The organism is Bordetella sp. 2513F2, assembly GCF_054642735.1.
Genome location: NZ_CM137755.1, coordinates 550,373 through 570,432, shown reverse-complemented (window position 1 = coordinate 570,432; position 20,060 = coordinate 550,373). Strand labels below are relative to the sequence as shown.

Annotated in this window: 21 protein-coding genes; 11 read left to right on the top strand and 10 right to left on the bottom strand. The window is 70.7% G+C overall.

The annotated features are described in order from the left end of the window. Window positions 1-17 precede the first annotated feature (17 nt). The 7 genes from ACYBYQ_RS02680 to ACYBYQ_RS02650 all read left to right on the top strand — a co-directional run bounded on the left by ACYBYQ_RS02680 (window position 18) and on the right by ACYBYQ_RS02650 (window position 7,222). Window positions 18-620 (top strand): YqiA/YcfP family alpha/beta fold hydrolase, encoded by a 603-nt coding sequence (locus ACYBYQ_RS02680; RefSeq protein ID WP_459616854.1) that lies wholly within the window; start codon window positions 18-20, stop codon window positions 618-620. 71 nt (window positions 621-691) lie between these two features. Further along, window positions 692-2,572: a ribonuclease catalytic domain-containing protein gene (locus ACYBYQ_RS02675; RefSeq protein WP_459616853.1), complete on the top strand. Its 1,881-nt coding sequence runs from the start codon at window positions 692-694 to the stop codon at window positions 2,570-2,572. A 49-nt stretch (window positions 2,573-2,621) separates the two neighbouring features. Continuing rightward, entirely contained in the window at window positions 2,622-3,521 is a 900-nt protein-coding gene (locus ACYBYQ_RS02670) for an energy transducer TonB family protein (RefSeq protein WP_459616852.1), read from the top strand. Further along, complete coding sequence (gene aroE, locus ACYBYQ_RS02665) at window positions 3,518-4,384, top strand: shikimate dehydrogenase (RefSeq protein WP_459616851.1); 867 nt, start codon at window positions 3,518-3,520, stop codon at window positions 4,382-4,384. The genes ACYBYQ_RS02670 and aroE overlap by 4 nt, the downstream gene beginning before the upstream one ends. A gap of 5 nt (window positions 4,385-4,389) precedes the next feature. Further along, entirely contained in the window at window positions 4,390-5,124 is a 735-nt protein-coding gene (mtgA, locus tag ACYBYQ_RS02660) for a monofunctional biosynthetic peptidoglycan transglycosylase (RefSeq protein ID WP_459616850.1), read from the top strand. Window positions 5,125-5,213: 89 nt separating this feature from the next. Then, entirely contained in the window at window positions 5,214-6,392 is a 1,179-nt protein-coding gene (gene lptG, locus ACYBYQ_RS02655) for an LPS export ABC transporter permease LptG (protein WP_459616849.1), read from the top strand. Next, entirely contained in the window at window positions 6,389-7,222 is an 834-nt protein-coding gene (locus tag ACYBYQ_RS02650; RefSeq protein WP_459616848.1) for a symmetrical bis(5'-nucleosyl)-tetraphosphatase, read from the top strand. Before lptG ends, ACYBYQ_RS02650 begins: the two co-directional genes overlap by 4 nt. A gap of 10 nt (window positions 7,223-7,232) precedes the next feature. Here ACYBYQ_RS02650 and ACYBYQ_RS02645 read toward each other — a convergent pair whose 3' ends face one another. The 4 genes from ACYBYQ_RS02645 to ACYBYQ_RS02630 all read right to left on the bottom strand — a co-directional run bounded on the left by ACYBYQ_RS02645 (window position 7,233) and on the right by ACYBYQ_RS02630 (window position 9,271). Then, window positions 7,233-7,976, bottom strand: a complete 744-nt coding sequence (locus ACYBYQ_RS02645) for a lysophospholipid acyltransferase family protein (RefSeq protein ID WP_459616847.1) — start codon at window positions 7,974-7,976, stop codon at window positions 7,233-7,235. A gap of 61 nt (window positions 7,977-8,037) precedes the next feature. After that, window positions 8,038-8,463: a Holliday junction resolvase RuvX gene (gene ruvX / locus ACYBYQ_RS02640; protein WP_459616846.1), complete on the bottom strand. Its 426-nt coding sequence runs from the start codon at window positions 8,461-8,463 to the stop codon at window positions 8,038-8,040. Next, window positions 8,456-9,055, bottom strand: a complete 600-nt coding sequence (locus tag ACYBYQ_RS02635) for a YqgE/AlgH family protein (protein WP_459616845.1) — start codon at window positions 9,053-9,055, stop codon at window positions 8,456-8,458. The genes ruvX and ACYBYQ_RS02635 overlap by 8 nt, the downstream gene beginning before the upstream one ends. Window positions 9,056-9,106: 51 nt before the next feature. Continuing rightward, window positions 9,107-9,271 (bottom strand): rubredoxin, encoded by a 165-nt coding sequence (locus ACYBYQ_RS02630; RefSeq protein WP_003814980.1) that lies wholly within the window; start codon window positions 9,269-9,271, stop codon window positions 9,107-9,109. A 143-nt stretch (window positions 9,272-9,414) separates the two neighbouring features. On the opposite strand from ACYBYQ_RS02630, the gene ACYBYQ_RS02625 reads away from it, so the two are divergent. From ACYBYQ_RS02625 to ACYBYQ_RS02610, 4 genes are all read left to right on the top strand, one after another. Then, entirely contained in the window at window positions 9,415-10,224 is an 810-nt protein-coding gene (locus ACYBYQ_RS02625) for a bifunctional hydroxymethylpyrimidine kinase/phosphomethylpyrimidine kinase (RefSeq protein WP_459616844.1), read from the top strand. Beyond that, window positions 10,221-10,904, top strand: a complete 684-nt coding sequence (gene thiE, locus ACYBYQ_RS02620; protein ID WP_459616843.1) for a thiamine phosphate synthase — start codon at window positions 10,221-10,223, stop codon at window positions 10,902-10,904. The genes ACYBYQ_RS02625 and thiE overlap by 4 nt, the downstream gene beginning before the upstream one ends. 6 nt (window positions 10,905-10,910) lie before the next feature. After that, window positions 10,911-12,191 (top strand): glutamate-1-semialdehyde 2,1-aminomutase, encoded by a 1,281-nt coding sequence (gene hemL, locus ACYBYQ_RS02615; protein ID WP_459616842.1) that lies wholly within the window; start codon window positions 10,911-10,913, stop codon window positions 12,189-12,191. 207 nt (window positions 12,192-12,398) lie between these two features. Next, the gene (locus ACYBYQ_RS02610) at window positions 12,399-14,018 is read left to right on the top strand and encodes a flagellar assembly protein A (RefSeq protein WP_459616841.1); all 1,620 of its coding nucleotides are present in this window, start codon (window positions 12,399-12,401) and stop codon (window positions 14,016-14,018) included. Here the strand turns inward: ACYBYQ_RS02610 and ACYBYQ_RS02605 are convergent, their stop codons facing one another. The 6 genes from ACYBYQ_RS02605 to ACYBYQ_RS02580 form a co-directional block, all read right to left on the bottom strand. Beyond that, the gene (locus ACYBYQ_RS02605; protein ID WP_459616840.1) at window positions 14,019-14,834 is read right to left on the bottom strand and encodes an SDR family oxidoreductase; all 816 of its coding nucleotides are present in this window, start codon (window positions 14,832-14,834) and stop codon (window positions 14,019-14,021) included. It lies immediately after the preceding gene. A gap of 55 nt (window positions 14,835-14,889) precedes the next feature. Continuing rightward, the gene (locus ACYBYQ_RS02600; RefSeq protein WP_459616839.1) at window positions 14,890-15,483 is read right to left on the bottom strand and encodes a cysteine hydrolase family protein; all 594 of its coding nucleotides are present in this window, start codon (window positions 15,481-15,483) and stop codon (window positions 14,890-14,892) included. Further along, window positions 15,480-16,013, bottom strand: a complete 534-nt coding sequence (locus tag ACYBYQ_RS02595) for an aromatic-ring-hydroxylating dioxygenase subunit beta (protein ID WP_459616838.1) — start codon at window positions 16,011-16,013, stop codon at window positions 15,480-15,482. Before ACYBYQ_RS02595 ends, ACYBYQ_RS02600 begins: the two co-directional genes overlap by 4 nt. Beyond that, window positions 16,004-17,347, bottom strand: a complete 1,344-nt coding sequence (locus ACYBYQ_RS02590) for an aromatic ring-hydroxylating dioxygenase subunit alpha (RefSeq protein ID WP_459616837.1) — start codon at window positions 17,345-17,347, stop codon at window positions 16,004-16,006. Before ACYBYQ_RS02590 ends, ACYBYQ_RS02595 begins: the two co-directional genes overlap by 10 nt. Window positions 17,348-17,410: 63 nt before the next feature. After that, on the bottom strand, window positions 17,411-18,586 hold the full coding sequence (locus ACYBYQ_RS02585) for an ABC transporter substrate-binding protein (RefSeq protein WP_459616836.1): 1,176 nt from the start codon (window positions 18,584-18,586) through the stop codon (window positions 17,411-17,413). 1,029 nt (window positions 18,587-19,615) lie between these two features. Then, on the bottom strand, window positions 19,616-20,023 hold the full coding sequence (locus ACYBYQ_RS02580; RefSeq protein ID WP_459616835.1) for a RidA family protein: 408 nt from the start codon (window positions 20,021-20,023) through the stop codon (window positions 19,616-19,618). Between the last annotated feature and the right edge of the window lie 37 nt (window positions 20,024-20,060).

Sequence of the window (20,060 nt, the reverse complement as noted above, 5' to 3'; positions counted from 1 at the left end):
CCGGAGGGAGACGCTCCATGGACGCGCACAAGATCCTCTACCTGCACGGGTTCCGTTCCGCCCCGGCCTCGTTCAAGGCCACGATGATGGCGCAGGCCATGGCGCAGCGCGGCCTCGCTGCGAACTGGGCCTGCCCGCAGCTGCCCGCCAGCCCCCGCGCGGCCGCCGAGCTGATCCTGGACACGGCCCGGGCGCAGCTGCAGACGCTGTCGCGCCCCCGGCAGCTCACGGTGGTGGGCTCGTCCCTGGGCGGCTACTACGCCACCTGGCTGGCCGAGCGCCTCGATTGCCGCGCGGTGCTGCTCAATCCGGCGGTGCATGCGGCGCGGGACCTCGCCACCCAGGTGGGGGAACATGCCATGTATCATTCGGACGCGCCGTTCGTCTTCCTGCCGGAATACGTGCAGGAACTGGCCGACCTGCACGTGCCGCAGCTTACCCGCCTCGACCGCTATTTCCTGATCGCGGCAACCGGCGATGAAGTCCTGGACTGGCGCGAGATGCGCGACCGTTATGCCGGCTGCCGGCAGCGCATCGTGCCGGGCAGCGACCATGGCCTCTCGGACTTCGCGCGCTGGATGCCCGAGGTGCTGGAATTCGCCTTCGCGCCCGCAGACTGACATCCCCACATCCCGCCGGTGGCCCACCCGCACCGCCCGGTGCCCGATGGCTCGCATAAACAGATAAATCCATGTACGTGTTCTACGAAGATGACGGCAGTTTCAAGGCCGCTCACATCATGTCCGAAACGGACGCCAGCCTGCAGGTGGAATCCGAATCGGGCAAGCGCAGCAAGATCAAGCGGGCCAATGCCCTGTTCACCTTCGAGGCTCCGGAGCCGGCGCGGCTCATGGCGGAGGCCGCCGAGGCGGCCGATGAGATCGACCTGCAGTTCCTGTGGGATTGCGCCCCGCAGGAGGAGTTCGACACGCCGGCCCTGGCCGCCGAGTATTACGGCCACGCGCCCACGCCGGTGGAGCAGGCCGCCCTGCTGATGCGGGTGCATGGGGCGCCGGCCTATTTTCATCGCCGCGGCAAGGGCCGCTATCGTCCGGCTCCGCCCGACATCCTGGCCGCCGCGCTGGCGGCCATCGAGAAAAAACGCCAGCAGGCCGAGCAGCAGCAGCAGTGGGTCGACGCCATGGCGGCCGGGCAATTGCCCGAGCCCATCGCCCAGGCCGCGGAATCCCTGCTGGTACGCCCCGACAAGAACTCCCAGCCCTGGAAGGCGCTGGAGGCAGCCTGCGCCCGCCTGCAGAAAACGCCGGAACGCCTGCTGCTCGAGCTGGGCGCCTGGCCGCATGCGCTGGCCCTGCACAAGCAGCGCTTCCTGGCCGTGCACTTCCCGCGGGGCATCGGCTTCCCGCCGGTCGAGGTGCCGCCGATCGAACGCGAACTGCCGTTGTCGGAGGCGGAAATCTATTCGGTCGACGACGTCACCACCACCGAGATCGACGATGCCTTGTCCGTGACCTGCCTCGACGACGGACGGGTGCGCGTGGGCGTGCACGTGGCCGCGCCGGGCCTCGCGGTGACGCGCGACAGCGAGCTCGACAAGCTGGCGCGCGCGCGCATGTCCACCGTCTACATGCCGGGCGACAAGATCCCCATGCAGCCCGATGCGGTGATCCAGGCGTTCTCGCTGGACGCCGGACGCGCCGTGCCCGCCCTGTCGCTCTATGTGACGGCCGACCCGCAGACCGGGGAGATCAGCGAGTCCGAGACGCGGATCGAGCGCATCGTGGTGCGCGAGAACCTGCGCCACAACACGCTGGACGCCCACGTGACGGAAGACGCGCTGGCCGATCCGGCGGCGCCCCTGCCCTATGCGCACTGGCTGCGGCCGCTGTGGCAGCTGGCGCAGGCGCTGTCGGCCCGGCGCGAGGCGGTGCGGGGCAAGCCGGAGAACAACACCCGGGTGGAATACAGCTTCTACCTCGACGGCGACCCGGACGATCCCGATACGCCGGTGCGGCTGGTGCCGCGCCAGCGCAACGCGCCGCTGGACCGCATGGTGGCCGAATACATGATCCTGGCCAACAACCTGTGGGGCGGCCTGCTGCATCAGCATGGCGTGCCGGGCATCTACCGGTCCCAGCAGGCCGGGCGCGTGCGGATGAGCACCCAGGCGCTGCCGCATGAAGCCATCGGCGTGCCGCAGTATGCCTGGAGCACTTCGCCGCTGCGCCGCTATGTCGACCTGGTCAACCAGTGGCAGCTGATCGCGGCCGTGGAGCATGGCGTGTCGGCGCGCCTGGTGGCGCCGTTCAAGCCCAAGGATGCAGACCTGTTCGCCATCATCGGGGCCTTCGACGCGCAGTATGCGGCGTGGGCCGAATTCCAGGGCGCCATGGAGCGCTACTGGTGCCTGCGCTGGCTGCGCCAGCAGGGCGCCAGCCGCGTTCCGGCGCACGTGCTGCGCGACGACCTGGTGCGGCTCGCGCACGCCCCGCTGGTCACGCGGGTGGGCGGCATGCCGGAGCTGGAGCGCGGCACGCCGGTCGAGATCGACATCCTGGGAATGGACGAACTGGCGCTGGAGCTGGATTGCCGGTATGCCGGCACGGCCTGACGGCCGTCGCCGTACGCCGGTCGCCCCGAACAGGCCCTAAAATGCCCGGGTGCGACGCGACGATTCCCTTCCCTCGCTGCCTGTCCGGTTCTGGCGCTGGCTGGGCGCTCCGGCCCAGCACTACCTGCTCATCGGCACGGCGATCTCGCTGCTGGTCCACGCCGGCGTGCTGGCGTGGCGCGGCGGCGCGCCGGCGTCCGCGCGCGCGCCGGCCTCGTCCCTCGAAGTGGTGCTGCTGAACGCGCACAGCGCATCCACCCCGCTGCGCCCGCAGGCCATCGCCCCGCAGCCTTTCGACGGGGGCGGCAACGCCGAGCGGGGCCTGGCTTCCTCGCCGCTGCCCCGCACCGGCGAGAACGCCCGCACCATCGTGCTGGAAGCCATGCGCAAGCGCCAGGAACAACTCGAAGCCGAACAGATGCGCTTGCTGACGCAGCTGCAGGCGCGCGCCCAGGCCGCCCCGGAGCGCACGCCGGTGCATCCGTGGCGGGAATCCACGCAGCCCGGGCCGGACGTCCACGACCAGCCCGGCATCGTGCAGAACGCCCGCATCGCCGCGCTGGCCGAGCGCGTGCAGGCCTACAACGCGCTGCCGCGGCGCGCCTATGTGGCGCCTTCGGCGCAGGCCTCGCGCCATGCCGCCTACCTGGACGGCTGGAGCCGGCGCATCGAGGCCGTGGGCACCCAGCACTATCCCGAGTCCGCACGGGGACGCCTCTACGGCAGCCTGCGCGCCACCGTGACGGTGCGCGCCGACGGCAGCGTGGCGGGTTTCGAGATCGACCAGCCGGCGCCCCATGCCGTGCTGAACCAGGCCGCGCGCCGCATCGTGCAGCTTGCCGCGCCGTTCGCGCCTTTCCCGCCGGAACTGGCCCGCGACACCGACGAGCTGGTCATCACCCGCACCTGGCATTTCGTCAACGACCAACTGGAAACCGCCGCCCCATGACCCAGGCGTCCGCTCCTCCCTGCTATGCCGTGATCGGCAACCCGGTGGCCCACAGCAAGTCGCCGCAGATCCATGCCATGTTCTCGGCCCAGACCGGCCGCGCGCTGCGCTACGAGCGGCTGCCCGCGCCGGTGGATGGTTTCCGGGCCACGGTGCAGGCGTTCGGCGAAGCGGGCGGCAGCGGACTGAACGTCACCGTGCCGTTCAAGCAGGAGGCCTATGACCTGGCGGCCCGCCATCTGTCCGAGCGCGCGCGCCGCGCAGGCGCGGTCAATACGCTGTGGCTGCAGGACGGCGAATGGCATGGCTGCAATACCGACGGCGTGGGGCTGGTGAGCGACCTGCTCCGCCTGGGCGTCACGCTGGAAGGTGCGCACGTGCTGGTCGTGGGCGCGGGCGGCGCGGCGCGCGGCGCGCTCCAGCCGCTGGCCGAGGCGGGCTGCGCCCGGGTCCACGTGGTCAACCGCAACGCCGGGCGCGCGGCGGCGCTGGTGCGCGACTGGATTGCCGGCGGCCTGCCCGCATCCACGCGGGCCAGCGCCGGCGGCCTGGCCGAAGCCGCACGGCCGGGCGGCTGGAACCTGGTGATCAACGCCACCGCCAGCGGCCTGCAGGGCCTGGCGCCGGCGCTGCCCGCCGGCCTGTATGCGCCCGATGCCATGGCCTACGACATGATGTATGGCGCCCGCCCCACGGCCTTCATGCGCCAGGCGGCGGCCGACGGCGCGGCGCGCACGGCCGACGGCCTGGGCATGCTGGTGGGCCAGGCGGCGGAGAGCTTCCACATCTGGCACGGCATCCGGCCCGATCCGGCGCCCGTCCTGTCCCAGCTGCGCGCCATGCTGCTGGCCGACGAAGCATGAGGCCGATGGCGACGCTACGGCGCGGCGGCCGCCGCGTGTCCTGGCTGCGCGTGACCACCGGCCTGGCGATGGCCGTGTTCTCGCTGCTGATTCTCTACCAGTTGTGGCTGTTCTGCCTGGTGGTCTGGTATGCCTATCAGGACCCCGGCAGCAGCGCCATCATGCGCCAGGAGCTGTCGCGGCTGCGCGAAGACGATCCCGACGCCCGCCTGCAGTACACCTGGGTGCCCTACGACCGCATCAGCAATTCGCTCAAGCGCGCGGTCGTGGCCTCGGAAGATGCCAATTTCACCGGCCACGACGGCGTCGAATGGGACGCCATCCGCAAGGCCTGGGAATACAACCAGCGCCAGGAGGAACTGGGCCGCAGCGCCCGTCGCGGCGGATCCACCATCACCCAGCAGCTGGCCAAGAACCTCTTCCTGTCCAGCTCGCGCAGCTACATCCGCAAGGGCCAGGAGCTGGTGCTGGCCTACATGATCGAGCACGTGATGTCCAAGCGGCGCATCCTCGAGCTCTATCTCAACGTGGCCGAATGGGGCAATGGCGTGTTCGGCGCCGAGGCCGCCGCGCGGCACTATTTCCGTACCGGCGCCGCGAGCCTGAGCACCTACCAGGCGGCACGCCTGGCGGCCATGCTGCCCAACCCCCGCTACTACGACCGCCACCGCAACACCGGCTACCTGAACTCCCGCGCCGCCACGATCGCGCGGCGCGCGCGCCTGGTCGAGATTCCCTGAGGTCCGGCGCCCCGGGGGCGCGGCTCGGCCCCGCCGCGGATTTGTTAAGCTTTCGTGTTTACACCCCGCACCCGGCAACCTCCGATTTCATGCGCACAGCCCGCCGCTACCTGGCCCGCGAAATCTATCGCTCCTGCTCCGTGGTCCTCGTGGCCCTGCTGGGGCTTTTCACGTTCTTCGCGCTGGTCGATGAGCTGGACAACGTCGGCGGCAAATTCTCGATGCTGGCCCTCTTCTACATGCAGGGCCTGGCGCTGCCCACCCGCCTGTACGACCTGCTGCCGATCGGGCTGCTGATCGGCGCCATCCTCGCCCTGGCGGGGCTGGCCCAGCGCAACGAACTGGTGATACTGCGGGTGTCCGGCGTGAGCGGCATGCGCCTGCTCAGCATGCTCTGGCTCATCACCGTGCCGCTGATGGTGCTGGCGCTGCTGCTGTCCGAATTCGTCACGCCGGCCGCCGAGATCCGCAGCGGCGAAGCGAATCTCGTGTTGCGCGGCAAGGCCGGCGGCGGCCGCCTGGAAAGCGGCTACTGGTTCAAGGAGCCCACCTCGCAGGGCGGCACCCGCATCATCAACATCAAGACCCTGCTCGCCAGCGGGCAGGTGCGCGACGTGATCATGTACGAATTCCGTTCCGACCTGGAGCTGGTGTCGGTATCCGAAGCCGCCACCGGCGTATTCGCCGACGGCAACCTGGTGCTGCAGAACGCCATCGAGACGCGCATCGACGAGCACGCGCCCGAGGCCCTGGCCAATGCCAGGCCGCCGGCGCGCCCGCCGGCCCAGGTGGCGCAGGTGCCGGAGCGCGTGCTCGACACCACGCTCAGCCCCGAACGGCTGCTGGCGCGGGTCCTCACGCCCGAGCGCATGTCCATCGTGACCCTGCTCGACTATGTGGAATACCTGCGGAACAATCAGCTGCAGGCGGATCGCCAGATCGTGGCGCTGTGGCGCAAGGCGGTCTACCCGTTCACCCTGCTGGTGATGATCACCATCGCGGCCCCGATCAGTTTCATGCAGACGCGGCGCGGCGGCGTGGGCGCCAAGGTGTTCGTCGGGATCCTGCTGGGCGTGGGCTTCTTCATGCTCAACCAGCTGGCCCTGAACGTGGGCATGCTGAGCCGCTGGCCGCCCTGGGTCACCGCGCTCGGCCCCAACCTGGGCGCCCTCCTGCTGGCCCTGGGAGCCCTGTCGCTGATGGAAAACCGCCATGCCGCCGCCAGTTTCGCCCGCCGCCGCTGGCCGTGGCACCGGGAGCCGGCATGAAGGACTCGATCTGGATGATCGGCGACGTGCAGGGCTGCTGCGACCCCCTGGAGCAGCTGCTGGCGCATCCCCAGCTGGCAGGCGAGCCGCAATCGCGCTTCTGGTTCGCGGGCGACCTGGTCAACCGCGGCCCGCAGTCGCTCGCCACCCTGCGCCGCATCATGGCGCTCGAAGACCGCGCCACCTGCGTGCTGGGCAACCACGACCTCCACCTGCTGGCCGCCGCCGCGGGCGTGCGCAAGCCGTCGAAGTCGGACACGCTGGACGAGATACTCGAGGCGCCCGACGCCGACGAACTGATCGACTGGCTGCGCTTTCGTCCGCTGGCGCATTTCGAGCATGACCACCTCATGGTGCATGCCGGGGTGCTGGCCAAGTGGGACGTGGCCAAGACCCTGTCGCTGGCCGCGGAAGTGGAGGAAGCCTTGCGCGGGCCCAACTGGCACAAGGCGCTGCAGAAGATGTACGGCAACGAGCCGGTCATCTGGAAAGACGGCCACAAGGGCGGCAAGCGCCTGCGCGTCATCATCAACGCGCTCACGCGCATACGCCTGTGCACGCCGGCCGGCCGCATGGAGTTCGACACCAAGGTGGCTCCCGGCGCATGGCCGGCGGGGCTGATCCCCTGGTTCGACGTGCCCAAGCGCGCCACGACGAACGTGACCGTGGTGTTCGGCCACTGGTCCACCCTGGGCCTGCTGCTGCGGCCCGACGTGATCTGCCTGGACTCCGGCTGCGTCTGGGGCGGCGCCCTCACTGCGGTGCGGCTGCAGGACCGCAAGCTGGTGCAGGTCCGCTGCGAAGGCTTCCGGGACCCGGGCGGCAAATAGCCGCAGGCCGCTACAACTGCGCGGCGATGGCCACGCGCGCCTGGTGCGCGAGTTCGAGCCGGGTGGGCGCCCCGCCGCCCGGTGCGGCGCGCGTCGGGATGGGAGGCAGGAACACCACCTCCACCGCCAGTCCGGTGGCGCCCAGCACGCGCCACAGATTCGCCACCAGAGATTCCTCGCCGACGAAGGCCGCATAGCCGCTGCGCCGGCCATGGTGCAGGAAGCGCAGCGCGATGGGCTGTATGTCCACGCCGGCGCTGCGCGCCGGCTCGAACAGGCTGGCGTGGAACGGCCGCGTGGCCGTGCCGTCGCTGGTCGTGCCCTCGGGGAACAGCCCCACGGCCACGCCTGCATCGAAACAGCGCTGGATGGAATTGCCGGTCTCGTGCACGGCATGGCGCTGGGTGCGGTCGATGAAGAGGGTCCCGGCGCCGAGCGCGAGCCAGCCGACGACCGGCCAGTGGCGGATCTCGGCCTTGGCCACGAAGGCCGCGGCCCGCACGGAATTCACCACGAAGATATCGATCCACGAGACGTGGTTGGCCACCCAGAGCACCGGCCCCTGCCGCACCGGCTCGCCGGACACGCGCACGCGCACGCCGCAGGCGCGCATCAGCACCCGCGACCAGGCCCGGTTCAGCGCCGCACGCTTCGGCCATGCCAGGAAAGGATAGACGACGCCCACGCAGAACAGGCCGAACGCGATCAGGGGCACGACCAGCAATGCCCGCAGCAAGAAACGCAGCAGATTCAAATCGGGGTCTCCGCAACACGGCCGGCACCCGGCCGGATGGCAGGCGTGCAGCCGGGCAGCATCATACCGCCTGCCCCGCGGCGCTGCCCGGCACGGACAGCGCGTCGAGGTAGCGCTGCAGGATCACCGCCGCGGCCACGGCATCGTCGGCCGCGTTCGTGCCCAGCAGCTGCTGGGCCTCGAGGCTGCTGCCCCGCTCGTCCACCAGCTCGACGCGCAGGCCGAAGCGCCCGTGCAGCTGGTTGGCGAAACGGCGCGCGCGCACCGAGGCCAACTGCTCGCCGCCCTCGGCGGTGAGCGGCAGGCCCACCACCACGCGCTGCGGCTGCCATTCGGCAAGCAGCGCCGCGATGCGCCCGAAGCGGCCGGCACGCGTTTCCGACACGATGATCTCGAGCGGCCGCGCCTGCCGGGTCAGCGTATTGCCGATGGCGATGCCGATCTTCTTCTCGCCGTAGTCGAACGCCAGCAGGGTCTCGTCAGGCATGGCCCGCGTCGCCGGCCAGCATCACCGGGTCTATGCCCAGCAGCTTGAGGGCCGCCGGATAGCGCTCCTCGGGCGGCACGTCGAAGATGATGCGGGTGTCGGCGTTGACGCTGAGCCAGGCGTTCTGGGCCATCTCGCTCTCGAGCTGGCCGGCGCCCCAGCCCGCATAGCCCAGCGTGACCAGCATGCGCGCCGGCCCCGTGCCTTCGGCCACGGCCTGCAGCACGTCGCGCGAGGTGGTGAGCGCCAGTTCGCCGAGCTTGATGCTGGACGTGTAGTCGCCGGCCGGGGCGTGCAGCACGAATCCACGATCGGTCTGGACCGGACCGCCGAAGAAGACGATGTCGTCTTTCACCGGCGCGATCTCGAGCTTGAGGTCGATGCGCTCGAACAGCGTGGCCAGGGTGAGATCGGTGGGGCGGTTGATGACCAGCCCCAGGGCGCCGCGCGCGGTGTGCTCGCAGATGTAGATCACCGTGCCGGCCAGCGCGCCTTCCACCCGCCCCGGCATGGCCATGAGGAACTGGTTGGAGAAGTCGGTCGCCGGCACGGCGGACGGATCGTCGTCGTGGGATGTATTGTCGTCTGTCATGGCAGCCCCCTGGATGCGCCAGCAACGGGGATGGGCCAACGGCGCGGGCCGTCAGATCTCCATCAGCTCGAAATCTTCCTTGCGGGCCCCGCATTCGGGACAGACCCAGTTCGGGGGCACGTCTTCCCAGCGCGTGCCGGGGGCGATGCCCTCGTCGGGGAGGCCGGCCTCTTCATCGTAGACCCAACCGCAGATAAGACACATCCAAGTACGCATAGTTCTCTCTAGCAAGGCGCCCGCGGGCCCGGTGCTCGGGCCCAGTCCGGAGTGCATCCATTAGAATGGGGCCATCTTACCGAAACCCAACAGGGCTTGCCCGGATCCGAACCGGCTGCCCTGCCCGAGCGCCGTAGCATCCCGTGGCATCCCTCATTCCGCCTCTCGTACTCATCCTCGGTCCGTTCGACCCTTCCGGGGCCGACGGCCTGCCTGCCGACGCCGTGACCTGCGCGCGCCTGGGCTGCCACGGGCTGGCCGCCGCCACCGCCCTCACCGTCCAGGACACGGCCGGCATCGAGGAGATCCACCCGGTCTCGCCCGACCTGCTCGACGACCAGGCGCGCTGCCTGCTCGAAGACATGCCGGTGCAGGCCATCAAGGTGGGCGGCCTGCACTCCACCGAGGCGGCCAGCGTGGCCGCGCAGATCGCGGCCGATTACAGCCAGGTGCCGCTGGTGCTGCACCTGGGGCCGCGCGGCCAGCTGCCGCAGGACGCAGCATCCCAGGACGACGCCGAGGACCTGCTGTCGGCCACGCTGGAACTGGTCCTGCCCCAGACCGACCTGGTCGTGGTCGAACACATGCGGCTGGCCCAATGGCAGGCCGACGGCAGCATCGACACCTCCGGCGCCCCCAGCCCCGCCCACGCGCTGCTCGGCGGCGGCGCCCAGTGGGCGCTGGTGCTGGGTTCGCCGGTCCGCCCCGGCCACCAGGCCAACCTGCTGGTGGGCCCGGAAGGCCAGACCCACACCTATCCCTGGCAGTCGCCCCCCGACCGCAGCGGCGACACCGGCGGGGTGGCCGCCACGGCCGCCGCAGCCATGCTGGCGCAGGGGCTGGAAATGCCGCGCGCCGTCGAACTGGCGCTGGCGCATGCCGAGCAGACCCTGGCGGCCGGCTTCCTGGCCGGCATGGGCCGCCGCATCCCCAACCGCGTGGGCGCGCCATGAGCGCCGCGGCCGGCGCCTCGGCAGACACGCTGCGCTTTCCCCGCGGCCTGTATGGCGTCACGCCCGAATGGGACGACACCGGGCGGCTGCTGCGCGCGGTGCGCGAGGCTGCGGCGGGCGGCATGCGCAGCCTGCAGCTGCGCCGCAAGCTCGCCACGGACGCCGAACGGGCCAGCCAGGCGCGCGCGCTGGCGCCGCTGTGCCGCGAGCTGGGCGTGGCCTTCCTGGTCAACGACCACTGGGAGCTCGCGCTCGAGGTGGGCGCCGACGGGGCCCACCTGGGCCGCGAGGATGCCGATCCGGCCGAAGTGCGCCGCCAGGCGGGCCCCGGCTTCCTGCTGGGCGCGTCCTGCTACAACGAATTGCCCCTGGCGCAGCGGCACCTCGAGGCCGGCGTCGACTACATCGCCTTCGGCGCCGTCTTCCCGTCCCCGACCAAACCCCAGGCGGTCCGGGCGCCGCTGGCGCTGCTGCGTGAGGCGCGCGCGCTGGCCGCGGCCCGCGGCCAGCCGCGGCCCGCCGTGGTGGCCATCGGCGGCATCACGCCCGCCAACGCCGCCGAGGCGGCGCACGCCGGCGCCGACGCCATCGCCGTGATCACCGGCCTGTTCGAGGCCCCCGACATACAGGCGGCGGCCCGCGCCTGCGCCGTTCCGTACTCCCAACCGCAGCAATACTGAAACGCCATGTCCCGAAACGCCGAACTCTTCGAACGCGCCTGCCGCAGCATCCCCGGCGGCGTCAACTCGCCGGTGCGCGCTTTCCGCTCCGTCGGCGGCACCCCGCGCTTCATCGAACGGGCCCAGGGGCCGTATGTCTGGGACGCCGAAGGCACCCGCTACATCGACTACGTGGGCTCCTGGGGCCCGGCCATCCTGGGCCATGCCCATCCCGAGGTGGTCGAGGCGGTGCAGCGCGCCGCCACCGGCGGCCTGTCGTTCGGCGCGCCCACCGAGGCGGAGGTCGAGCTGGCCGAGCTGCTGATCGAGCGCCTGCCCTCGCTGGAGCAGGTGCGCCTGGTGAGCTCGGGCACCGAAGCCACCATGACGGCCATCCGCCTGGCCCGCGGCGCCACCGGCCGCGCCAAGATCGTGAAATTCGAAGGCTGCTACCACGGCCATTCCGACAGCCTGCTGGTCAAGGCCGGGTCGGGCCTGCTGACTTTCGGCAATCCCAGCTCGGCGGGCGTGCCGCCCGAATTCGTGGCCCACACCCTCACGCTGGAATACAACAACCTGCAGGCGGTGCACACCGCCTTCGACGAATACGGCGCCGACATCGCCTGCGTGATCGTCGAGCCGGTGGCGGGCAACATGAACCTGATCAAGCCGGCCCGGGGTTTCCTGGAAGGCCTGAGGGAACTGTGCACCCGGCATGGCGCGGTGCTGATCTTCGACGAGGTCATGACCGGTTTCCGCGTGGGTCCGCAGGGCGTGCAGGGCCTGACCGGCATCCGGCCCGACCTCACCACCCTGGCCAAGGTGATCGGCGGCGGCATGCCGGTGGGCGCCTTCGGCGGCCGGGCCGACCTGATGCAGCACATCGCGCCGCTGGGCGGCGTCTACCAGGCCGGCACCCTCTCGGGCAACCCCGTGGCCGTGGCCGCGGGACTGGCCACCATGCGCCTCATCGGCCAGCCCGGCTTCTACGAAGCCCTGGCCGCACAGACTGCCCGCCTGGCGCAGGGCCTGCAGGAACGCGGCCGCGCCGCCGGCCTGGCGTTCTCGGCGGACGCCATCGGTGGCATGTTCGGCCTGTACTTCTCCGACAGCGTGCCCGACAGCTACGCCGCGGTGTCGGCCTGCGACACCGGCGCGTTCAAGCGCTTCTTCCACGCCATGCTCGAGCGCGGCGTGCATTTCGCGCCGTCGGCGTTCGAGGCGGGCTTCGTCTCGGCCACGCACGACGACGGCGTGATCGACGCCACGCTGGAAGCCGCCGAGGCGGCCTTCGCGGCCCTGCGCTGACGCCGGCTGCGCCTCTGCCAGCCCTGGAGGCCCGCGGCTCGCGCCGCGGGCCTTTTCGCTGGCGCTCAGTCGTCCGACCAAGGGTAAACCCCGTAGTCATGCCGCGCAGGTCGAATATGTCTTAATATTTCCACCTATTACTCAATCTAAAATTCGTCCGCCCGGTTCCTTCCTGGCCGGACGTTGCTCCTGGGTGGGACTTCCCTCATGTCTTCCGACTATCCGCTGCGGCTCGCCGTGGATGTATCGAGCCGTGCCCTGCTGGCCGTCCACGAGGCCGGGGACCATCCTGCCGCGCCGACCCCCGACGCGCTGCGGCTCGCCGTGCTGGCCCAGGGCTGGCCGGAGGACGTGCTGGACGGGACGCTCGTCGCCGCCTTCCTGGAAGCGTGCCGCACCGGCACCGCAGAGGTATGCCTGCCGGTCGGCCAGACCACCGACGGCAGCGTGGAGGTCGAACTGGCCGCCGACCGCATGAGCGCGCTGCTGTCCATCGTGCCGCCCCGGGGCGGGGCGCCGGCCACCGAAGCGCAGGTCCGCGCCGCCTTGCAGGAAGCCGGCGTGGTCGCGGGGCTGCGCGAGGACATCCTGCGCCAGGCCCTGGCGCGGGGCCACTGCGAGGCAGTCGTGGTGGCCGAGGGCCGCACGCCGATGCCCGGCACGCCGACCCGCTTCGAAAACCTGCTCGACGACCCTCCCGCGCCGGCCGACCACGACGATCACGCCCTCGTCGACTACCGCAACCTGGGCAATCTCACCCTGGTGGCGCCGGGCCATCCGCTGATGCGGCGCATCCCGGCCACGCCGGGGGTGGCGGGCGAGAACGTGCTGGGCGAGCCCGTGGCGCCCCCGCCGCAGCCCGACACGCCTTTTGCCAGGGACCTCACCGGCGTGGAGCCCGATCCGGACGATCCCTGCCTGCTGCGGGCCGCCATCGCCGGCGTGCCGGTGGTCCTGGCCCAGGGCGTGCACGTGAGCTCGCTGCTCGAAGTCGACGCCGTCGACCTGACGTCCGGCAACGTGGTGTTCGACGGCTCGCTGAAGGTCAGGGGCGACATCACCATGGGCATGGAGGTGCGGGTCACGGGAGACGTGGCCGTCAGCGGCACGATAGAAGCGGCCCGGGTCCATGCCGACGGCAACATCACGGTCAACGGCGGCATCATCGGCATGGCCGACAATATGCGCGACGCGGCGGGCCATGCCCGCACCGCCAGGATCAGCTGCGGCGGCAGCGTCAAGGCGCGGTTCATCAGCAATGCCGAAGTGCGTGCGGCCCGGGATGTGGCAGTGGAGCGCGAGATCCGCCAGAGCGAGATCATCGCCGGCGACAGCGTGCGCGTGGGGCCGCCCGGCTCGCAATCGGGCGCGATCACGGGGGGCTCGGTACACGCCCTGAAATCGGTGCAGGCCGGCACGCTGGGCTCGCTCTCGGCCATGCCCACGGTGGTGCGCGTGGGGCTGGACCCCTATGCCGACGAAAAGCACGCGGCACTGCGGCGCGAACGCGCCGAACTGGCGGAACAGCAGGACAAACTGGAGAAGCTGGTGCTGTTCCTCGCCAGCAATCCGCAGAAGGACGTCGGCGGGCTGGGCGAGCGCTGCCGCAACACGCTGGAGCAGGCGCGGCTCGACATGGCCCAGCTGCAGGCCCGCGAAGCACAGCTGGCGCGCGAACTGCTGCCGCTGCAGACGGCCACCATCACGGCCAGCCGCCGCTTCCATGGCGGCGTCACGCTTTACCTGGGCGGCCGGATGCAGGAGTTCCTGGAAGGCCAGGTCGGCGGCAAGGCCACGCTGGCGGGCGACCAGATCGTCATCCGCTAGCTAGCCAGCGTCCCGGCCTCCCGCCAGGCGCTCGAACCACACGCGCGGCGACTCGCCCCGGTCGGGGCCCAGTATCGAGTAGCCGCCGTCCACGGGCAGGTCCACGCCCGTCATCCATGACGCCGCATCCGAGCAGGCGAAGCACACTGCCGCTGCGATCTCCTCGCCGCCGCCCACCCTGCCCAGCGGATGGAAATGGGCGCCCACCGCATCGGCGCGTTCGCGCGTGCCCGCCAGCGATTCCACCGACGGCGACCAGGTCCAGGCGGGCGACACGGCCAGCACCCGTATGCCGCGCGGCGCCAGCTCCACCGCGAAATTCTTGGTGATCTGCAGCAAGGCCGCCTTGGACGCCGGATACAGCGCCCGGCCCGCCGCGCCGAACTTGCCGCCTACGCTGCCCATGTTCACCACCACGCCGCCGCGCGGCATGTGCGGCACCGCGAGCTGGGTGAAGATGGCGGCCGAGACCAGATTGGTATCCAGCGTGGCATGCCATTGCGCCCGCGTGGACGCCAGTCCCTGGTCGGCATACTGGCAGGCGTTGTTCACCAGGATGTGCAGGCCGCCATGGACGGCCAGCGTCTGCGCTATGCAGGCCTGCACCTGGGCGTCGTCGCCGATGTCGGTCTCGCAGTAGCAGGCGCCCTCGCCCAGCTCCTGCGCCAGGGCCGCGCCCGCCTGCGCGTTGCGGCCTACGAGGGTGACGCGGGCCCCGGCGGCGTGCAGGCCGCGGGCGATGTCGGCCCCCAGGCCCTGCGTGCTGCCGGTGACGATGGCGGTCTTGCCGGCCAGCGGCCGGTGGATGGCTGTCATGATGATGCTCCGTGGATCGGGTGCGCGGTATGTGCGGCTACGCCGCGGCTGCGGTTCACGGGCCGACGGCCCATTGCAGGGCATCGGCCACGGTGCCGACCTCGGCGACGAGGCGCATGCTGGCCAGCGCGGCGGCGTGCACCGCGGCGTCTGCGGCCGCACAGGCCTCTTCGGCCACCATGACCTCGTAGCCGATGTCGCTGGCATGGCGCACCGTACCCTCCACCACCGAATGCGTCGCCACGCCGGCCACCACCAGGCGGCCCACGCCGCGGGCGCGCAGCAATTCGTCCAGCGGCGTGCCATGGAAGGCGCTGATGCGCCGATGCGTGACCACCAGCTCGTGCGGCAACGGCGCCAGGGCTTCGTGGAATTCGCTGCCCCACTGCCCTTCCCGCACCGCGCCGGACGCTGCCACGCCCTGGAAGATGCGGCAATTGGCCAGCAGGTCGGCGCCGTCCTCGCGGAAGGCGATGCGCACGTGGACGAGCGGCAGGCCGCGTTCGCGCGCGCCGCCCAGCAGGGCCGCGGCACCCGCGAACAGCCGGGCGCGCAGCGCGTCGTCGTCCGCCACGCCCAGCCGGATGCGGCCCTGCGGATGCAGGACGTCGTTCTGGTAGTGCAGCGCCAGCACCGCCGCGCAGGTCATACGTAGCTCTCCAGCGCTTCGTGCGCATCCTCGCTGTTGACGAGGTCCACGCGCTTCATGCGGATGCGCCAGCCCGCGCCCTCAGCGGCGAGCTTGTGGGTGTAGCGTCCGGCAAGCTGGCGCGCGCGCCCCTTGCGCCACTCGGTGAGCTGGAAGGCCGAGTGCACCACCAGGTTGCCGGCGCGGTCCAGGCCTTCGATGCTGACGCCGCCCACCAGGCGCGCGCTGCGCGTGGGCGGCTGCTGCGACCAGTTGCGGGGATGCTCCAGGCGCCGGATGCGCACCTCGCGCAGCATGCGGTCTTCCCAGAACAGCGAGACGTGGTCGTACGGGCTGGACTGGCCGGGATGATGCGGCATCCAGTACATGCCGTCGTCGGTCCAGAGCGCCAGCCACTCGGCATGGCGGCGCTCGTCGAGCAGGCGCGCCTCGCGATAGAGGAACTGCGCCACGCCGTGCCAGGTTTCGGCCGGCACGTCGGCAGGCTGGAGCTTGTCGGTGGAAACGTCGAAATCCAGTTCTAGCAGCATGCCTGTTCCTCCTCGATGCGCTGGGCAGCGGCGCCGCCTGAGGTCATGTACTGCTTCCACGCATCGAACTGGTTGCGCATGGGCAGCTCGCTGGTGCCATTGATCGACACCATGCCTTCGGCGTCCGCGCGGTCGGTGCCGTGGTAGCGATGCATGCTGACCCAGTCGCCGCCGCGGGTGGCATTGCCCTCCTGGCAGCGGTTGTAGAGCTCGATGTCGTCGGGCATCACGTTGGACGAGGGCGAGTTGATGATGTTGGTGTAGAGCATGGCGCGCCGGAACACGCTGTCGGGCGCCCCTTTCAGGCGGAACGTCTGTATCTCGATCAGCGTGCGGTCCACGGCGACCGGACGGATCACCCGGAACTGCTGGAACACGGTGTGGGGCGAGCCGCTGCCGTAGATCACGGTGTTGTGGCGGTTCATGCCCAGGATGGCGCGCGCGCGTTCTTCGCCGTAGGCCTCGGTCAGCACCTGGAAATGTGCGCGCGACACCGGGTCGCGCTCCGCCGCCCCGGGATTGAAGATGCCTTCCATGTAGCCGTGGCCATTGGGATAGGCGCGCAGCTCGAGCTTTTCCCAGAAGTCGTAGGGCTCGCCGTTGCCGTCCATGATGTGCAGCTCGAACGGCATCTCGCCGATCTCCTGCGCCTCGTCGCGCGCCGCGGCAAAGGAGGACTCGTGCGTGACGCGCGCATGCATGGTGTCGTGCAGATTCTCGTAGAACACCTTCCAGTTCGACCGTTGCACCACGCGGAAGATGCCGCCTGCCACCTCGACCTCGCCCACCGGGGAACGGTCGCACAGGTTGTCGATGGAAGAGCGCACGCCGCCCAGGAACGCCTGCAGGCCGGGGCCGTCGGCCGCCTGGCTGGCGAACACGAAGCCGCGATAGCTCTCGACCCGGGCCACGCGGCGCATGGCGAACTCGGGGCTGCGCGGATCGTAGGCCGTGCCTTCCAGGCCCTGCTTGAGCGGCACGCCCAGGTGGCTGCCGTCGAGCTTGAAGGTCCAGGCGTGGTAGGGGCAGCGCAGGAACCTGCCGGCACAGCCGCTGCCTTCGGCCAGCACCTTGGCGCCCTTGTGCGGACAGCGGTTGTACAGCACGTGCACGCGGCCGTCGGCGGCGCGCAGCATGGCCACGTCCTGGTCTCCCAGCCTGGCGGTGATGTAGTCGCCGGTGGCGGGCACCTGGCTTTCGTGGCCCACGTAGATCCAGGCGCGGCCGTAGATGCGCTCCATCTCCAGCGCGAAGATCTCGGGGTCGGTATAGAGGCGCTTGTGCACGCTGTCGCCGCGCACCATGGCGGCGAGCTCTTCCTCGGTGTAAGGCATGGCTAGAACTCCATAATGCCGGCCCGGGCCGGCGTACGCTCGATGCGGGGCGACCGGCCCCGCCTACATCCTGCAGTCGGCGGCGAAGGGGTCCTTGTACTGGTCCAGCAGCTTGCCCGCCAGGCGGTTGTGCAGCTTGCCGTCTGCGCCCTTCTCCACGACACGCAGGTAGTAGTCCTGGATCGGATACTGGTTGGCATTGAAGGCGAAATGCCCGCGCACCGATTCGAAATCGGCGGCCCGCAGGGCCTCGCGCAGCGCCTCGGTGTCGAGATTGCCGCCCGTGCGCCGGACGGCTGCGTCCAGCATCAGCGCGGCGTCGTAGCCCTGTGCCGCGTACATCGTGGGCACGCGCCCATAGCGCTGCTGGAAGTCGGCCACGAAGCGCCGGTTGGCTGCGTTGTCGAGGTCGGCCGCCCACTGCGATGCGTTGAACAGGCCCGCGATGGCATCGCCCACCGCGCCTATGGTGTCTTCGTCGGCCGAGAAGCCCGGCGCCAGCAGCGCGATCTGCTCAGACAGGCCGGCGCCGTTGAACTGCTTGATGAAATTGACGCCCATGCCGCCGGGCAGGAAGAAGAACACCGCATCGGGCTTGCTGGCGCGCAGCTGGGAAATCTCCACGGCGTAGTCGAGCTGGCCGAGCTGGGTGTAGATCTCCTCAGCCACGCCGCCCTTGTAGAGACGCTTGAAACCGTTGAGCGACTCGCGCCCGCCGGGATAATCCGGTGCGATCAGCGCCACGCGCTTGTAGCCCTGGTCGGCGGCGTACTTGCCCATGGCCGCCGGGATGTCCTCGTTCTGCCAGGCGACGGCGAAGAAGTTGGGATGACAGCCCTTGCCGGCGAAGTTCTCGGGGCCGGTATTGGTGCTGAGGTAGATGGTGTCCGACTTCAGGATGGCCGGCATCACCGGCAGCAGCACATTGGAGAACACCATGCCCGTCATGATGTCCACCCGGTCGCGGCGCAGCAGGCGCTCCACGGCCTGCCGGCCGGCGTCGGCCTTCTGCTGGTCGTCGGCCACGATCACTTCTGCAGGCAGGCCGCCGAGCTTGCCGCCCGCGTTGGCCACGGCGAGGTTGAAGCCGTCGCGGATTTCATTGCCCAGCGCCGCCCCCGGCCCCGACAGGGTGGTGAGCAACCCCACCTTGATGCCATCGGCCGCGCCCGCCGCGCCGGCCGCTCCCATGCAGAGCGCGGCGATGGCCGCGCGCAGGATCCCCATTCTGGTCTTCATCGTGTCGCTTCCGTGCAAGACAGGCAGAGTCCGTCTGCCATCGGTACGTCGCGACATCTAAGATAGGCTTGGCGGGGCGCGCGCTCTATCCGTTTCTGCGCAGGTTTATCCGGGAATGTTGCGGTCGGCAGGTTCTGGGCGGGATGGCTGGCGTGGGCCGGGCACGCCGGCCGGCTCGGGCGCTCAACGCGCCCTCGGCCTGGGCTGCTCCGCGCAGGGCGGGCCGTGGGGCCAAACTCGGCCTGCGGCCTCAGACAGGCCCCACGGACTGCCCCCGCCCCACGCGGAACAGCCCGGCAGCCGACGAACTGCCCCGCCCACGCCAGCCATCCCGCCCCGAAACGTGACGAGCCGGGAAGTGGGGGGGAAACCCCACCGACAGGCTCGCCGACGTGCCGCAGTGATAACGGCGTAGACCGGTGCACGCATTCATGTCGCGTCGCTGCAGCGCTTGCCGCATGCCACATCCAGCCGCGCCCATCGGGCTGCCGCAAGTCCGGGGCGGGGTGGCGGGCGCGGATCGGCCAGTTCGCCGGCTGCCTGGGCCATACGCCCGGCGCGGGGGCAGTCCGTGGGGGCTGTCCGAGGCCGCAGGCCGAGTTTGCCCCCACGGCCCGCGCCGGGCGCAGGGCACAGGCCGAAGGCGCGTCCAGCGCCCGAGCCGGCCGGCGTGGCCAATCCGCGCCCGCCACCCCGCGCATGACATGACGCAGCCCATGGCATGACGCGCAACGCAACCCTTCCGCTCGTCGCTTCCAGCCGCGCCCATCGGGCTCCCGCAAGTCCGGGGCGGGGTGGCGGACGCGGACCGGCCCGTTCGCCGGCTGCCGGGCCGTGCGCACGGGGCGGGGGCAGTCCGTGGGGGCTGTCCGAGGCCGCAGGCCGAGTTTGCTCCCACGGCCCGCGCCGGGCGCATGGCACAGGCCGAGGGCGCGTCCAGCGCCCGAGCCGGCCGGCGTGGCCGATCCGCGTCCGGCACCCCGCCCCCGGACCGAGACGACACGCCCTAGGATGCGATCCTGCCCCCCCTCACTCCCCAGGCACCACCGCCGTCACCTCGATCTCCACCCGCGCACGCTCCTCGACCAGGTTGGACACCTCCACCGCCGTCATGGCGGGGAAATGACGCCCGATGATTTCCCGGTAGTGCTTGCCGATCTCGGGATAGGCGGCCACGTATTCGCGCTTGTCCCGCACATACCAGGTCATGCGCACGATGTGCTGCGGGCCGGCGCCGCCTTCGGCCAGCACGGCGACAATATTGGCCAGCGTCTGGCGCACCTGTCCGGCGAAATCGTCGGTCTCGAACTGCTGCTGGCCGGTCCAGCCCACCTGCCCGCCCACGAAGATCAGGCGCGACCCCGCGGTGATCTCGGCCAGCATGCCGTTGGAGTAGCCGCGCGGGGGGAGCCAGTCGGGCGGTTGGAGAATCTGCATGGTTCTGTTCCTGTGATGGATGGGATTGGATGCCGTC